Origin of the sequence: Rhodococcus sp. NPDC019647 (assembly GCF_044389235.1) — a bacterium.
Taxonomy (GTDB): domain Bacteria; phylum Actinomycetota; class Actinomycetes; order Mycobacteriales; family Mycobacteriaceae; genus Rhodococcus_F; species Rhodococcus_F oxybenzonivorans.
The window spans coordinates 198,630-214,635 of the sequence record NZ_JBIRXS010000010.1 but is presented as its reverse complement, the minus strand read 5'-3'; the positions used below and the strand labels follow the sequence as shown (position 1 = coordinate 214,635).

15 protein-coding genes are annotated in these 16,006 nt (G+C 66.6%); 4 read left to right on the top strand and 11 right to left on the bottom strand.

The window, feature by feature from the left end:
- The 3 genes from ACH49N_RS20110 to ACH49N_RS20100 all read right to left on the bottom strand — a co-directional run.
- Positions 1-1,181, bottom strand: a 1,181-nt coding sequence (locus tag ACH49N_RS20110; protein WP_397504752.1) for a heavy metal translocating P-type ATPase, incomplete at its 3' end; no start/stop codon positions are given.
- 27 nt (positions 1,182-1,208) lie between these two features.
- Entirely contained in the window at positions 1,209-2,156 is a 948-nt protein-coding gene (locus ACH49N_RS20105; protein ID WP_397504751.1) for a hypothetical protein, read from the bottom strand.
- Positions 2,157-2,193: 37 nt separating this feature from the next.
- Positions 2,194-2,400, bottom strand: coding sequence for a heavy-metal-associated domain-containing protein (locus ACH49N_RS20100; protein WP_159924667.1), 207 nt, complete (start codon positions 2,398-2,400; stop codon positions 2,194-2,196).
- A gap of 447 nt (positions 2,401-2,847) precedes the next feature.
- On the opposite strand from ACH49N_RS20100, the gene ACH49N_RS20095 reads away from it, so the two are divergent.
- Positions 2,848-4,275, top strand: a complete 1,428-nt coding sequence (locus ACH49N_RS20095; protein WP_397504750.1) for an MFS transporter — start codon at positions 2,848-2,850, stop codon at positions 4,273-4,275.
- A gap of 128 nt (positions 4,276-4,403) precedes the next feature.
- On the opposite strand, the gene ACH49N_RS20090 is transcribed toward ACH49N_RS20095, so the two are convergent.
- The 5 genes from ACH49N_RS20090 to ACH49N_RS20070 all read right to left on the bottom strand — a co-directional run bounded on the left by ACH49N_RS20090 (position 4,404) and on the right by ACH49N_RS20070 (position 8,706).
- Positions 4,404-5,240 (bottom strand): DUF2182 domain-containing protein, encoded by an 837-nt coding sequence (locus ACH49N_RS20090; RefSeq protein WP_358273773.1) that lies wholly within the window; start codon positions 5,238-5,240, stop codon positions 4,404-4,406.
- 103 nt (positions 5,241-5,343) lie between these two features.
- Positions 5,344-5,961 carry a DUF1326 domain-containing protein gene (locus ACH49N_RS20085; protein ID WP_358273772.1) on the bottom strand — a complete coding sequence of 206 codons (618 nt, stop codon included), beginning with the start codon at positions 5,959-5,961 and terminating at the stop codon, positions 5,344-5,346.
- 136 nt (positions 5,962-6,097) lie between these two features.
- Positions 6,098-6,346, bottom strand: coding sequence for a hypothetical protein (locus ACH49N_RS20080; RefSeq protein ID WP_358273770.1), 249 nt, complete (start codon positions 6,344-6,346; stop codon positions 6,098-6,100).
- Between the two features lie 295 nt (positions 6,347-6,641).
- A complete protein-coding gene (locus ACH49N_RS20075) occupies positions 6,642-7,313 on the bottom strand; it encodes a M23 family metallopeptidase (RefSeq protein WP_358273769.1) in 672 nt (223 codons plus the stop codon).
- Between the two features lie 553 nt (positions 7,314-7,866).
- Positions 7,867-8,706 (bottom strand): sulfurtransferase, encoded by an 840-nt coding sequence (locus ACH49N_RS20070; protein ID WP_397504749.1) that lies wholly within the window; start codon positions 8,704-8,706, stop codon positions 7,867-7,869.
- Between the two features lie 418 nt (positions 8,707-9,124).
- On the opposite strand from ACH49N_RS20070, the gene ACH49N_RS20065 reads away from it, so the two are divergent.
- The 3 genes from ACH49N_RS20065 to ACH49N_RS20055 are packed head-to-tail and all read left to right on the top strand — an operon-like array spanning position 9,125 to position 11,398.
- Positions 9,125-9,817: a GAF and ANTAR domain-containing protein gene (locus ACH49N_RS20065; protein WP_358273768.1), complete on the top strand. Its 693-nt coding sequence runs from the start codon at positions 9,125-9,127 to the stop codon at positions 9,815-9,817.
- Between the two features lie 31 nt (positions 9,818-9,848).
- Positions 9,849-10,304 (top strand): DUF6766 family protein, encoded by a 456-nt coding sequence (locus tag ACH49N_RS20060; RefSeq protein ID WP_358273766.1) that lies wholly within the window; start codon positions 9,849-9,851, stop codon positions 10,302-10,304.
- Between the two features lie 11 nt (positions 10,305-10,315).
- Complete coding sequence (locus tag ACH49N_RS20055) at positions 10,316-11,398, top strand: beta-mannosidase (RefSeq protein WP_358273764.1); 1,083 nt, start codon at positions 10,316-10,318, stop codon at positions 11,396-11,398.
- 5 nt (positions 11,399-11,403) lie between these two features.
- On the opposite strand, the gene ACH49N_RS20050 is transcribed toward ACH49N_RS20055, so the two are convergent.
- Genes ACH49N_RS20050 through ACH49N_RS20040 form a run of 3 tightly spaced genes read right to left on the bottom strand, consistent with a single transcriptional unit; the run spans position 11,404 to position 16,000 of the window.
- Positions 11,404-13,041 (bottom strand): ABC transporter, encoded by a 1,638-nt coding sequence (locus ACH49N_RS20050; RefSeq protein ID WP_358273762.1) that lies wholly within the window; start codon positions 13,039-13,041, stop codon positions 11,404-11,406.
- The gene (locus tag ACH49N_RS20045; RefSeq protein ID WP_358273761.1) at positions 13,038-14,546 is read right to left on the bottom strand and encodes a glycosyltransferase; all 1,509 of its coding nucleotides are present in this window, start codon (positions 14,544-14,546) and stop codon (positions 13,038-13,040) included. Before ACH49N_RS20045 ends, ACH49N_RS20050 begins: the two co-directional genes overlap by 4 nt.
- The gene (locus ACH49N_RS20040; protein ID WP_358273760.1) at positions 14,540-16,000 is read right to left on the bottom strand and encodes a hypothetical protein; all 1,461 of its coding nucleotides are present in this window, start codon (positions 15,998-16,000) and stop codon (positions 14,540-14,542) included. Before ACH49N_RS20040 ends, ACH49N_RS20045 begins: the two co-directional genes overlap by 7 nt.
- Positions 16,001-16,006 lie beyond the last annotated feature (6 nt).

Genomic DNA, 16,006 nt, shown 5'->3' with positions numbered 1-16,006 from the left:
GCGACGGCGGCGGTGAACGCGGCCGCGAGGCCGCCGCCGGTGCCGATCCAGAAACCCAGCGTGGCGACGGACAGGGCGATGACGATCGGGACGAAAATCCCGGAGATCTTGTCGGCCAACCGTTGCGCCTGAGCTTTGCCGGTCTGCGCGTCTTCGACGAGTTCCGCCATCTGCGCGAGCTGGGTGTCGGACCCGATGCGGGTGGCGCGCACGGTGATCCGGCCGCCGACGTTGACGGTGGCGCCCACGACCTGGTCGTCGGGTCCGACCTCGACGGGCACGGATTCGCCGGTGAGCATCGACGCATCCACCGCGGAAGAGCCGTCGGTGACCACACCGTCGGTGGCGATCTTCTCCCCGGGGCGGACGACGAACTCGTCACCGACGGCCAGTTGATCGACAGGGATGCGCTGCTCGACACCGCCGCGTAGCACCGACACCTCTTTTGCGCCGAGTTCGAGCAGCGCCCGCAGGGCGGCACCGGCGCGCCGCTTGGAGCGGGCCTCGAAGTAGCGGCCGGCGAGGATGAAGGTGGTCACCCCGGCGGCGGCCTCGAGGTAGATGTTGCCGGCCCCGTCGGAGCGGGAGATGGTCAGCTCGAACGGGTGGGTCATGCCCGGCATTCCGGCGGTGCCCCAGAACAGCGCATACAGCGACCAGCCCAGGGCGGCGAGGGTGCCCATCGAGATGAGGGTGTCCATCGTGGAGGTGCCGTGCCGCAGATTGGTGAAGGCGGCCTTGTGGAACGGCCACGCCCCCCACACCACCACCGGGGCGGCGAGGGTGAGTGAAAGCCACTGCCAGTGGGTGAACTGCAGCGCCGGAACCATGGCCATCGCGATCACCGGCACACTGAGCACCAGCGAGACGAGCAGGCGTTGACGCAGTGCGGCCGTGGGGTCCGGCTCCGCGGCGGGGCCGGCCGCGGTATCGGCGGCGGGCGGCGCCGGGACCTTGGCGGTGTAGCCGGCCTCCTCGACGGTGGCCACGAGATCCTCGGTCGACACAGCACCGACGTAGTTGACGCGGGCCTTCTCGGTGGCGTAGTTCACCGTGGCGGTGACGCCGTCGAGTTTGTTGAGCTTCTTCTCGATCCGGTTCGCGCACGAGGCGCAGGTCATGCCACCAATTTCGAGCTCGACCCGGCCGTCGGCGGTCGGGTGCTGCGTGACGGAATTCATCGTTCCTCCTCTCCGGTGGTGGTTTCGTCAGTGTCCGTGCCCGGTGGGCATCGGCTCCGGGGCGGGGGGCACTGCGGCGCCGGAGCTCTGCCCGGCGGTCAGGGTGAATTCGGCGGTCCGCACGACTCCATCGTGCTGGAAGTCCAGGAACAGGCGGTAGTCGCCCGCGCTCGGGGTGGTGACATAGAAGTCGATGCCCGGACCTGGTGCGGTGACACCGTCACCGGGATGGCCGTCCGGGTGCACGTGCAGGTAGCCGAGGTCGGCGGCCCGCAGGGCCACCAGGTGACCGTACGCGCCGAGGTAGGGCTGCAGATCCGTCACCGGCTGCCCGCCGCGGGCCACCGACAGGGTGACCTTCGACGCCTGACCCGGGGTGAGGGTGCCGTCGAGGGTGACGGTGTACCCGTCGACCACGGTGGCTGCGGCAACCGGGGGCAGGGGCTGCGGATCGTAGGAACCGGCGACCTGCAGGTCGGCGCCCAGGGTCACGCCGTCACCGCCGGCGGGGGTGAAGTCGGCGAACACCCGGTACGCCCCGGCGCGGGTCAGATCGAGCGGAACGGACCAAGTTCCGGCGGCGTCGAGTACTGGGTGCACGTGCTGGTATCCGGTCAGGTCGCGGCGCACCGCGATCAGATGTAGTTGCTTGTCGTGGCTCTCCACGTAGCGGGTGACGGGTGCTCCGTCGGCGCCCAGGATGCGGAACCGCAGTGGCACGTCAGCGCCGGCGGGAATCTGCGCCGTGTCCAGTGCCAGGGTGTATCCGCTGTCGGTGACCATCAGTCCTCCAGGTGTTTGTTCGGCGACCGGTGCGCCCGTAATCGAACCGGGTCCGGCGTCGTGGGTTGAGGTGTCGTGTGTGTCGGCCGGTGCGGGCACCTCGGGGCCGAAGGCGGCCCCGGCCCCGAGGGCGAGTGCGAAGACCGCGGCCAGGCCGACGGTGAATCCGGCGAACTTCGACGATGCGTTCATCGTGGGAATCTCCTGTCCGGGTCTGGGTGTCGGCCGGTCAGCCGGCGAGCTGGTAGCCGGCCTCGTCGACTGCCCGGGCGAGCGATGCCTTCTCGATCGGGGAGTCGGAGTCGATTACGACCCGGCCGCTGGCGAGGTCGACGTCTACGGCGGTCACGCCGGGGATGTTGCCGATCTCTTCGCGGACCGAGGAAACGCAGTGCCCGCAGGTCATTCCGGTGACGGTGACGGTGGTGGTGCTCATCGATGTCCTTCTTTCTTCGATTCGTTCGCCAGGTGCGATCGGGGTGCCGCGACCCATCTACAGATTTACCATACCCCCCTATGGTATGCAAGGCGGTAAGGGTCAGGACCTGTGCTCACCGGATCTATACCCCCAGGGCGTGTTTTCGAGATGTCGGTCGTGAGGCCGTGGGGATCTGGGAGGTGCTCACTTTCGGCGACTTGGTAAGAATCACTCCTTGCGCTCAGAACCATACCCCCCTAAGGTATCTGTAGTCACAGAGGAGTAGCGCGGAATCCAGGAGGACAGCGATGTGCGCAGAAGGTGGCAACCAAACCGAAAGATTCAGCTCTTCAGAGTTATTCGCGATCAATCGGGGGCTGGGGCTTCGATGTTGCGGGTAGGTCGACCCCCGCGCTCGTCATCGTTCATCTCACAAATACCCCGTACCGGTAAGGAATAATTGTCATGTCTACGCAGGCTTCATCCACACGCAAGTGGTGGGCGCTGGCGTTGATCGCCGCAGCCCAATTCATGGTCATCATGGACACTTCCATCATCGGCATCGCGCTACCGGAAATGCAGACCGACCTCGGTTTCTCCCAGGAGAACCTGACCTGGGTGTTCAACGCCTACGTCATCGCCTTCGGTGGACTGCTCCTGCTCGGCGGACGCCTGTCCGACCTGTGGGGCGCCAAACGCATCTTCGCCTCCGGCTGGGTGGTTCTGCTCGCCGGATCGATCACCGCCGGCGCCGCCGGGAACGTCGGCACCGAACTGGCCGGACGCGCCATCCAGGGCGCCGGGGCCGCATTGATCGCACCCTCGGCACTGACGCTGCTGATGATGCTGTTCGGTTCCAACCAACAGGAATTGACCAAGGCCCTCGCCGTCTACGGTGCCGCCGCACCCGCCGGCGGTACCGCCGGTGTGTTCCTCGGCGGAATGATCACCGAATATCTCAGCTGGCCGTGGGTTTTCTACATCAACATTCCCATCGCCCTGATCGCCCTCGCCGCGACACCGCTGCTGATGCCCAACGCCCCCGCCCGATCCGGTTCGATCGACATTCTCGGCGCACTGACCGTCACCGCCGGACTGGCGCTCGCCGTCTACTCCATCGTCCGGGCTCCCGAGGTCGGCTGGGGCTCCGGTCAAACCTGGGGATACCTCGCCGCGTCCGCGGCGCTGCTGGCCGCGTTCGTGCTGATCCAGTCCCGGCGCCGTGACCCCCTCATGCGCTTGGGAATCTTCGCCGCCCCCAACCTCGCCGCCGCGAACATCGCCCAGTTGCTGCTCGGTGCGGCATGGATCCCGATGTGGTTCTTCCTGAACCTGTACCTGCAGCAGGTGTTGGGGTACAGCGCCTTTCCCGCCGGCGCAGCACTCCTTCCGATGACGACACTGATCATGCTCGGCATGATCGTCATCGCGCCGCGGGCTATGCAGCGGTTCGGGGCGAAACCGATGATCGTGACCGGTTTGATCGTTCTTGCGATCGGGCTGGGGTGGATGGCACTGGTCCGGCCGACCGGTAATTTCTGGGTCGACGTGCTTCCGGCTTCCCTCGTTGCCGCAGCGGGTATGTCGCTCGCCTTCATTCCCTCCCTCGGCACGGCGATCTCCGCCGCACGGCCCGAAGAGGGCGGATTGGCGTCGGGCATTGTCAACGTCAGCTACCAGGTCGGCTCAGCACTCGGCCTGGCAACCATGACCGCGGTCGCCGCCTCGTTCGGCGCCAACCAGATCGGTAACCTCCCGGAGTTGACGAACGGATTCTCAGCCGCGTTCCTCGGCGCCGCCGTCATCGCCCTGGCCGGGGCGGGCGTCACCGCGGTGTCGATGCGCACACCGACGACGCAACCGGACCTCACCCCGGAGGCGGCGCTGAACTGACGGCCGCAACCGCTCTGGTGGGATTCGGGCACCGTCCGAATCCCACCGGCGACGTCTCGTGGATCGGTCTGCGGTCGATCTGGCGTAGTCATCGGGTGCACCGATCCCGCCGGGGATCGGTGCATCGGTCACATGCCCGACATCGGCGAGGACATATCCGGCATGGGGGACAGCGACTGCAGCAGCGCCGGGTGGACGAGGACGGCGACCCCGAGCAGGGCGACCGCGGTCCCGACCACCCGGGTGAGCGCGACCGAATGGCGGGAGTTCTTTTCGGCCAGGAAGATTACGGCGATTGCCGCCATCCAGGTCAGGTTCATCAACCCGACGACGAGAAGGACCGCCATCAACGCCCAGCAGCAGCCGAGACAATAGAGCCCATGCGAGGCACCCGCGCGGAAGGTGCCCCGCAGACCGGTTCCGAAGTCGTGGGTGGCGAGGAAGGTCAGCGGGGTGCGGCAGGCCCGTAGGCACGCCTGCTTCCACCGGGTGAACTGGTACCCGCCGGCGATGACCAGCACACCACCGGCTGCGACCTCGACCCACGTCGAGCCGTGCGAGATCCGGCGGAAGCCGAGCAGCACCGCCAGCGGAACGACCCCGACAGCCGACCACACCGCCAGGTAGCCCGCAGCGAAGGTGACCGTCGGGGCGAGTCCGCGGGCCTGCCGGCGCATGACCAGGCGGTGCAGCAAGACGATCGGGGCGATCGTCGGAAACATCATCGCCACCATCATCGTTGTCCACATGGCGAGAAAGACGGCGGCCCCCATGTCGAAGGGCATGGCCGTACCGACCCACGCGAAACCTTGAACCATCGACTCCATGCCGCCCGCAGTACGGATGGTGCGCCACCACGCCACCCCGGCAAGGGCGAGCAGAATCCCCACCGTGGCGAGCGTCGCACGGCGTTCGAGAGCGCTGTAGGCCATCCGGGGAGTGTCCATCCTCGGGGGCTGATTCATCGGCACTCCTCCGTCGCACCCCACCCCTTAGCCCGGGCGAGCTGGGCCGCACCACCGCCGTCGTATCGCGGTGCACTGCCGCGAGTCAGAACTCGCCGGCCGCTCAGGCGGGCGCCATCCGGTTCTCGCTGGACCACTCGACGCGCGAGTAGTACGCGTTGTTGCCCGGATGCTCGAATGCCACTCCGTCGGCGTCGAGCCGCAGCACCGAGGTAGTGCCGATCTGACCGTCCTGGAAGATGAACCCATCCTTGAGCACCATGTGCGGTTCGTGCTTCTCCCCGGTCACCGGGTTTGTGAAGCTCTGCATCTGAACGACCAATTTGTCGCCGACCTGGACTCGGGAATCGGTGTCCCGGTCGTCGATCTCGATCGTCTCGAAGAACGGACCATGAATCTCGCTGACGGTCGCGGCGAGGATCTCCCAGGGCAAACCGGGATCCTCGGCGGTGAGAATCGGCAGCAGGGCCTGTCGCTGCTCGGGGGTCGCGTCGATGAACAGGGCCATTGTTCCGTTGCCTTCGTGGATGGCGCCGGGCCATTTCACCGCGCTCGCGACCTTCGCCCCGGCCAGATCGACGCCGTCGCGTTCACCTCCGGTGACCTCGAATCCGACCACACCGTCACAGTTTCCGTGGGTGGGAAAGCCGCTCATGTTGCACGGGCACCCCAGGTCGCAGTTGCAGGCCTCGTAGTAGTTCGCCGAGATTCGCCAGGCCATGTCTCTCACTCCTCGTCGCTGAATCGTTTCGGTAGGTCATCATGCGCAGCCCCCGTGGGTGCCCCCGCAATTCATCCGTTCAGCGCACAGCCGACAGCCCCAAGTCGAGCCGGTATCTACCTATGTTCCCACTTCGCTACCACGCGAACAACGATCCGGGACGCGGGCGCGGATAACGTCCACGTACGCGGACAGGGACGGCCTCAGAGGTCGAGGAAGCGGCGGATTTCCGGGACGACGGCGGCGGCGAAGCCGTCCGCAACGCGTCGAACGACACGGTCCGCGCGAGGGTCGCATACGGGATGGTCGCGCTCATGCGTTCGGCGAGTGCGGCCGGGTGACGCTCATCGGCGCCGGGGACGATGAGCACCGGAGCCTCGATCACACCGAATTCGTCGAGCGTGCGAACGAGCGGTTACGGCCAATGGCGGCCGCTGCGGTGACGCTCCCCGGGTCGGCGCGCGGTATCGCAGAGCGCACCAGGTCCCGATCAACGGTTGCACGACCGGACCGTTCCCGCACTCGGCGGCGAACAGGAGGGTCCCAGAGCCAGGAACGTGGAACCCGGGCGTTCCCGGCGACCGCATCGAACGAAACTGGTTGTCCTGCAATTCCTATTGGGCGCAGCGTGGTAACGGCACGGCGGCATCGGTGGGAACTGACTACCGCCGGGGCGGGTTCTAGCCGGTTCCCCAGGTGGCCGAGACGCCGCGGTCGCGCAGCCATTGGCTCGGGTTGAGCCGGTTGCCGCCTGCGTCCAACACCTCGAAGTGCAGGTGCGGACCGGTCGACTGACCACGGTTGCCGACGGTGGCGATCTGCTGGCCCGCCGCGACCCGCTGTCCGACGTTGACGATGAACTCGTTGATGTGGCCGTAGACGGTGACGGCGCCGTCGTCGTGGCGCACCCGCACCCACAACCCGAACCCGGAGGCCGGGCCCGCGGAGATGACCTCACCGTCGGCTGCGGACTGGATCGGGGTGCCGATCGGGGCCGCGATGTCGATGCCGCCGTGGTGCGCGCCCCAGCGGGGGCCGTAGCCGGAGGACAGCGTGCCGGATACCGGCTGCACGGTGCGGGCCTTGAGCGGAGCGGGGGTGCCCGGGTTGACCGGCCGGAGCACGCCGGGCGAGGGCGGGGCGGCCGGGATGTCGGGCAGCTCGATCGCGGGTAGGTGAATACCGGCGGGGAGCAGGCCCGGCGGGATCTCGAGCGGGCGGGCGGCCGCGGACGCGGCGCCGAACTGCGCGCCGCCGATCAGAATGGCGCCGGTCGCAGCGGCGACAGTCGCGATCTTCAGGCGGCCGGTGATGGAATGAGAACGATGTGCCGTCCTGCGGTGCTTCGCCACGGTGTCTTACCTCGTCTTTGTTTGGCTAGGCGCGCGCTCCTGGGATTCGCGGCCTCGGACCCCCGTCGAGAAGGAAAGTAACAAAACGGTATCGACTGCGCCATCGTGACCCAATCGATACTCAAATATGATCTTGCTTGAAAACGTCCACGTCAGCGGCCTGAAGTGACCAGCACCGCTAGATAACGACAGCGGGATTGTCGTCCCCGCATACCTCGTTGAGCAGGGCCGCGTAAGACGAAGGAAACCAGTACTGACCTGGGTATTTGCGGTTGACGAGCGGTGTGGGGGACCGGCGCGACGACATTCCGCGACCGGCGCCCGGACTGCGTCATGGCGCAGCGCAAGCGGACACGCCGCCAGGAACTACAAATGTGACGAACGCCACATGGGTTCAAGGGTGGGGCGCGTAAATCAACTGTCGCGGTTCGTGGTGTTCACCGAGGTGACGCCCCTGCGACGCAGCGATTCCAGGCAGGCCAGCGTCGGCGACGATGGGGACAACTCGAAGCCGGGCACGTCGCCGACGGCGCACGACACGGAGTCGGTCGGGCTAGCGGTCGGTCCCGGTGGCCACGGGCCGGTCGGGGTCGTCCGACCACTGCGACCACGACCCCGGATACAGCGCCGCATCCACACCGGCGAGGGCCAGCGCCGCGATCTGATGGGCCGCGTTCACCCCGGAACCGCAGTAGACGCCCACACGTGCGCCTTGTTCCGCTCCCACTGCGGCGAATCGATCTCGCAGCACGTCGACCGGTGCGAACCGGCCGTCGGCAGTCAGATTCTGCGCGGTGGGAACGCTGATCGCGCCGGGGATGTGACCGGCTCGTGGGTCGATGGGTTCGGTTTCGCCGGTGTAGCGTTCGGCCGCCCGGGCGTCGAGTAGCACTCCGTCGACGGCGAGTGCGGCGGCTTCGTCGGCGGTCAACGTCGGGAGATGGCCCGCCTCGAGGACCACGTCACCGGGTGCGTCCGGATGTTCGTCGCCGGAACGGGTGGGATTGCCGGACTCCGTCCATGCGCGGAGGCCGCCGTCGAGTAACGCGACCTCGGTGAGACCGGCCCATCGGAGGAGCCACCACGCGCGGGCTGCAGCGAGGTTGCCCGTGTCGTCGTACACGACGACGGAACTCCCGGTGCCGATGCCCCATCGGCGTGCCGCGTCCTGAAGCGCGCCGACCGAGGGGAGTGGGTGGCGACCGTCAGCCGGTGTCGCGGGGCCGGCGAGTTCACTGTCGAGGTCGACGAACACGGCGCCGGGCACGTGCGCTTCGAGGTAGTGCCGACGGCGTTCGGTGTCACCGAGTGCCCATCGAACGTCGAGGAGCACCGGCGGCGCGTCACCGATCAACGCCTTGTTCAGTTTGTGCACGGTCACCACAGGTTGCATCACATGTGCCCTTCCGATCGGTCCACCTTCACTGCATACACCTGACAGGCACGTCGCAGGCGGTGTGCAGGAATCACGATCGAAGCACTCGACCGCCGGCCGGACGTCGACCGCAGTGGTGCGGCGGGAAAGCAGGCCGGCTTGGAGGCGATCTGTTCGGGGGGATCCACCCACGACTGGTGCGGCGTCCGATCAGACATGAATTCGTGCGGCGCCGCCGAACCCTCTTTCCCTATTTCACGTTCGGTCCCAATTTCAGCTCCCGGGCGGCAATCGCGGGCGGATCGGCTAGGGCGACGTAGAGTCGACAATAGAGGTGTCGCCATGCGCCTTCGGTTCGTTCCTCGCGGTTGAAGCGCCCCTGGGGCCGGGAACGCGGCGAGCGCCCCGCGCTCAAATATTTCGAAGGGTGCAGCACATGAGTTCCCTCGACCACGAAGACCTCGGTCGATTGATGGCCGACGTCGCCCGAGACTGGGCTGTTTCGTCCGATCTCGACTCCACCCTGCGCGGCATCACCGACACCGCGATTTCGATGATTCCCGGCGCCGACAGCGCCGACATCCTGATGATCGCCGCGGGCAAAAGATTCGAATCGCACGCCGCGACCTCCGATCTACCTGAACAGATGGATGCCCTGCAGCAGCGTCTCGGTGAAGGCCCGTGTGTCGATGCCGCCCTTGACGCCCGGGTGACCCGCAGCAATGACCTCACCGAGGAACGCCGGTGGCCACGGTTCACCCGGCACGCACTCGACGCCGGGGTGCGCAGCACCCTGTCCTTCCAGCTCTACACCGGTAACCACACCTCCGGCGCCCTCAACCTGTTCGCCAAGAACCGGCACGCCTTCGACGAGGAATCGGTGCTGATCGGAGAAGTCCTCGCAGCTCATGCGGCTATCGCGATCGCCGCGGCCCGCACAGCAGAGCAATTGCTGTCGGCCGTCGCCAGTAGAGACATGATCGGGCAGGCCAAGGGCATGCTCATGGAACGGTTCGGAGTCGACGCCGCCCAGGCGTTCGCGATGCTGACGAAACTCTCCCAGGACTCGAACACACCACTGGCAGACGTGGCGATGAAAATCGTCGACCTCGGCCCCGACCGGCGCTGACAGGACCAGTCGACGCTGCGGTCTCCCGGGCGTGCTCGACGAGACTCCGCGCCACGCCCTGCGTCGATCACTGACCCCACCGCCGCGGACCGATACCGTCGGATGCACTGATTCCGTCGAGGTGGAGGTAGTCGTGGTGCGTCACGTGCGACGGTGGGGTGCGGTGTACGTGTTGGTGGTGCTGTTCCTGGGCTCGTGGCTCGCCCAGTTCGTCACCCAGATGATCAGTTTTCGCAACGAGCAGCAATCACATGGCCAGCCGTTCAGCTCGGCAGACTATTGGCCCGAATTCTTCGCGGCGACCTTCGAGAACTGGCAGAGCGAATGGTTGCAACTGGTGTTCCAGGCGATCCTGTTGATGGGTGCCCGGCACTGGATCTTCAAGGTCGAGGCCGAAGACATGGAACGCATCGAACGCAAGATCGACCGGATCCAAGATCACCTCGGACTCCCCACACCACCACCGAGTAACGACGGTCGCGCATAACGGACAGCCGAATGACGAGATGGCGGTGGGCGGCCCTCATCCTGGTCGTTTTCTTCGCGGTCGTTGCCTGCGACACGGGGACGTCCGAACGAACCGTCACGTCGACGGCCCGGGTGCAGGCCACCGCGGACGGGCTGACGCTCGACGGCTCCCCGTGGTGGCCGGCCGGCCTGAACGCGTATCAACTGGCTACCGATTGGTCGGTCAATCGTGGGTGCGGCGCCGAGGTCGACCTCGACTCGTTCTTCGCGGGCTTGCCCGAGGGCTCGCTCACCCGATTCAACGCCTTCCAATGGCTCGCGATCGACAAGAAGACCGGGGCACTCGACTTCACCGGAATCGACGCCGTGTTCCGGGCCGCCGAAGCACACCGACAACTGCTGATTCCGGTTCTCGCCGCCCAGGACGGCGCATGCGGTGACGAAATCTTCAAGACCAGCAACTGGTATGTCGGCGACTGGAAGACCGTCGCGCCGGGCTCGGTGCTGAGTTACCAGGACTGGGTGACGACGGCTGTCCGCCGATGGCGGGACTCACCCTCGCTGGCGATGTGGGAACTGATCGGTGAGCCGGAACCACTGCTGCCCGACCGCACCTGCACCCCGCAGGCGGTGAGCATGTTGCGCGCGTTCGTCGACGAGGTCGGCGGCAGTGTCCGCGCGCTCGACGGCGAGCACCCGATCACCCTCGGGACGATCGGCGGTGGCCAATGTGGCACGGCTGGTGAAGATTACGCGTATGTCGGCGCCTCGGACGCACTCGATGTTCTGCAATACCACGACTACGGCGCCGACGGAGTGCCGCTGCCGGGTGACCGCTACAACGGCCTTGCGGTGCATCTTCAGCAGGCACGCGGTCTCGGCAAGCCACTTCTCGTTGCGGAGATCGGTCAGAGCGCGGGGGGCGGTTGCGGTTCCGTCGGGGATCGAGCCGGTGACGTCGCGAACAAGCTGGACGGGCAGCGCGAGGCCGGAACTGCCGGAGCGTTGTTGTGGGCGTTCGTCCCCGACCCCCGCCCCGCCGAATGCACCTACGACATCGGTCCCGACGACCCGCTCCGGCAGGTGCTCCGCGAGCGCAACGGCACCCGCTGACCCGACTACAGCACCCGGTACAGCCGCCACGTCGGTTGATCTTGCCCGTCGTTGGGCACCTCGAGTTCGAGGGTGGCGATGTCTGCGCCGGTCTCGTACAGCGTCGGGTAGCGACGGTTGACGGCATCCGATTCGCCGCGACCGCTGTTGGGTACCGCGAGGAGGAATTGCACACCATGCTCGGCGGGGCGGTTCAGCACCGAGGTGAAGTCCTGATCGGACGGGATCACGAAGGTGCGGGGACGTTCGGTGGCGGTGTACACCGCGAAGCCGTAGACCGTATCCATCAGGACCGAGCCCTCGGGCAGCGCCAGAGCATCGAGGTACCGGGCCAGTTCACGCTCCGTGGTGAAGGAGGCCAGGATCCGCTGTTCGGTCGCCCGGCGGTCCGAGGTGTCGGTGCTCGACGGGAACACGACGGACCGCAGCGCGTACTGCTGACTCGACAGCGTGGGTGAGAGCATCGACGCCCCGGTGACCGCGGGCGTGAGGACGACGAGTGCGGCGGCGAGGGCGGCCGGAACGGCTGGGGCGCCGGCGAACCGGGTTCGGGCGAAACCGGATGGGCCGCGGCGTCGTTCGATCAGCGGGTCCCCGGCGGGGACCAGTTGCAGCGCGAGCACGGCCATCAACGGCAACGCGCACAGGTAGAAGCGGAGGAAGGGGAAGGTCATACCCCGTGCGTAGCTGTAGGTGGCGAAGCCGAGGACCGACGCCAGGACCACCACCGCCGCCAGCACTTCGAGATCGCGACGACGCCACGCAAGGGCGGCCGCGATCGGGAGGAGTAGCGGAAGGGCGGGCCCGAGCACGAGACTCTCGGCGGCCGAGAAGAGCACGGCGTACACGGTGTCGGTGGAGCCGCCGCCGCTCTGAGCAAGAATGTTCGCGTTGCCGTACGTGGACGAGAACTGCTGCAACGCCTGGCCGGTGATCAACCAGCTGACGGTGGCCCAGACGAAGAAGGCCATGGCGGTGGGCAACCCGACGAGAACGGCGTCGAGAAGGGCGGGTCGCACCTGTGCGTGGCGGTCGGCCCACCCGCGGCGCAACACGGTGACGGCGAAGACGAAAACAGTGACAGCCAGCCCGGCGGCCAAGGCGTCGTATCGTGCGAGGTAAGCGAGGCCCAACGCAAACCCTGCGGCAAGAAGATCGTGGATGTCGTCGGTGGTGCACCAGCGAATGAGCCGCCGGGTGGCCCAGCACATCATGGCCAGGAACGGTGCCTCGCTCATCCCGTTGCCACCGTAGAAAACGATCATCGGGTTGAGCGCGAATACGGCGGTGACGGTCCAGATCAGCCAGATCGGGCAGCCGCGGTCCGCACCGATCTTGTAGATCTGCACTACCGCGCCGGCCATGAACGGCGCCGACATCAGCACCCCCGTCACCGCCCACGAGGTGAGGTCCGGCCACCAGTGGCTGAGCAGGACGGTGGGCAACTGCGCGAGTGCGGTGAGTGGAGTGAACACGAATCCGATGGCCGCCAGATGCGGGTCGCGGCTGAACCACACGCTGCGCGCGGCCGACACCCGGCTGAGCGCATCACCGAGTACGAAGCCCTGCCCCACGGTGAGATACAGGCCGACACCGAGATAGAGGGCGGTGCACCCCCAGAACAACCAGCGCGTCGGCCTCAAGAAGCGTCCCCCGCCCCGGGTCCCGTCGAACCGGGTGTGTTCGGCGCACTGAGACCGTGGAACGTCTTCTCCCAGTACGACGGGTTGCGCACCAACTGGTAGGTGCCCTTGAGGGCGGCGACGCTCATCATCACCCAGTACAGCGGTGTGGTGAGTGCGGCCACGAGTAACGCTGAATTGTGCGTCTCGCGGCAGGCGATCAGATTCATGTACAGCACCGCCGCATTGCCGAAGACGAGCGAAATCAGCGCCGGAAAATACACGTAGGCGGGGAAGATCTGCTGAATCACGGACGGCTGCCCCAGGATCCACGCGAGACTGGTCAACCAGAACACCATGTTGAGGCAGGCGATGAGCGGAGTGCCCGCCATCAGGGTGGTGAACCGGAAGAACCCGACCGGGCCGAGTCCGCGCCACAACCCGATCGGACGGCGCATGTGAACCAGCCAGGTCTGCAGATACCCCTTGTACCAGCGGGACCGCTGCCGAACCCAGTTGATGGCGTCGCTGTTGGCCTCTTCGAGAGTGGTGGAATCCAGTACGGCGGTGCGATAGCCCGATTCGGCGATGCGCACACCGAGGTCGGCGTCTTCGGTGACGTTGAACGGGTCCCAGGAGCCGATCTCGTCGAGCACGCTGCGGCGCAGATGATTCGACGTCCCCCCGAGCGGAATGGGTGCGTTGCTGCGCATCAGTCCGGGGAGGATGAACCCGAACCACAGGGCGTAGTCCGCGGTGAACCAGGCGGTGAGCAGGTTCTGGGTTCCGTTGTGGAACGCCAGTTTGGCCTGCACGCAGGCGGTGTCGTCGGGCAGTCGGTCGAAGGCGACGACCACTCGCCGCAGTTGCAGCGGGTCGGGGTGGTCCTCGGCGTCGAAGATCGTGATGATCTCGCCGGTGGAGAAGTGCAGTCCATAGTTGCACGCCTTCGGTTTGGTTCGCGGGTCGGCCGGCGGCACGAGGAGGATCGTGACTACATCGCCGACGCCCGCTGCTCGGGCCGCTTCGATGGTGACGTCGTCGTCCTCCTCGAGCAGCAACAGAACCTGGAGTTTGTCGGCGGGATACTTCAGCGCAGCCATCGCCCCGATGAGGTCGGCCACCACTTCCGGTTCGTCGTACGCCGGCACCAGAATCGTGTAGAACGGCAGTTGCTCGTCCGGGACGGCGAGCGCTTCGTCGTCGCTGACGGTGACGATGGTGCTGCCGTCGAGCCCACGGCTGAACAGCAGCAGGCGATCGATCATCGTCCCTACATAGCCGAGGGTGCACAGCAGGGTGAGAACGATCAGCGTGGGTGTCAGAAAGAACGCGGCAGACAGGATCGTCAGGGCCGCAAGCGCCAGCAGCGTGTTGCGCTGCCACGGGTAGAACGCAACCGACGCCGAGGAGAGTGGATGCTTTTCCCGCAGCCCGTTCACGGCATCGTGCAGGGCCGCCGCCCGAAACTCGGCGTCGGAGTGCACGTTGTTGTCGAGAGCGTAGGCATTTTCCCGGGTCACCATTGCTGCTCCTTCACGATTTCCCGCGCCAAGGTCACCAGCATGTCGCGGTCCTTGTATTCCGGCTCGGTGTCGGACACCGCGTTCTGTCCGCGGAGCAGCACGGCCAGCGTATTGGCACCGTTGGTGGCCATGGACGGCGCCGGTTCGGGGAACTGCGCGTCGGGCTCGTGGTTGTCGACGCTGACGAGCGTGATGCGCTGGGTCAGCTCCGGGCTCCGCACCCACACGAAATTGAGGTTGCTCCAGGTGAGCAGAAGGTCGTCGTCGACGATGGTGTACATCTCCGCCACGACACCCCGCCCGATGTCGATCGCGACCTTGGGGCTGACCCGCGCGTTTTCGAGTTCGTACATGGTTTGGCTGGGATACACCTCCAGCGTGCTGGGCCGGCGGACCGAGAGCACGTCGACCTGCACGGTGCGGTTGCGGTTCTGGGTATCCCACGCGGGGTTCGGCTCGGTGGTGCGGATGGTCTGGCGGGTGAGTTCCGAAGTGACACCGAAGTATCGACGCGGCCACGAATATTCGGTCACCGCATGTTGCTCCCATCCACCGGGGACGAGAATCCCCGTGGCGGCGGACGGCGGTGGGCCGGGGGAGACGGGGGTGAGGTTCTGGTCCGGGAGCGGCGGCATGAACATCACCAGCGCCACGGCGAAGACGGCGACCGTCGTCAACCCGCTCGTCGGTGTCGTGGGACGCCGCACCGGCCGGTCGAGCGGTGTCATCGGGCCACCGCGCCGCGTGTACACGTAGAACGCGATCCCGACGAGAATGGCACTGCCCAGGGCCGGACCGAGCTGGACGACGAACAGCGGTGCGGTCGGGAAGCGCTGCACCGTGAGGTAGAGGGCGATCGTGCCGAGGAGAACGGAGGCGGCGAAGCCGGTGACCGCCCGCCGGTTGCTGCGGTTGACCGCGATGGCCGCGGCCCCGGACGCGAGAACCACCATGATGATCCCGAACGCGAATCGGTTGCCCCCGAGTAGGACCCCGAGAGTGCGGTAGGGGAGGGGGAACAGCCCGATCCCCAGTAACCACACGGGCCAGAAGCGGCTGACCGACCGCAGTCCGAATACCAGGACCGCGGCACTGAACAGGAACACCCACGCCGCCACCACGTCGAGGTGCATCAATTGGTAGTTCTCCGCGTACCGGGGCATCAGCAGCATGCGAATACCGAGCGACACGAGCAGACCGATGCCGCCCACGATCTTGTCGGTCTGACGGTCGTGGATCGGCAACTCTTTGTTCCGTCGTAACGAAATTCCGATGGCCGCGGTGATGCAGAGAAAGGGCACGACGAAGACATAACCGATGGCCGTGCCCTCGGCCGCGCTGAACCAGACGTCTTGCCAGGTCTTCCAGAATCCGAGGACGGTGGCCGCTCCGATCAGGATCCAGCGGACGGCCAGGCGCCAGGATGCGTCGAACGCGGGATGTCGAGTAACCATGGTGCA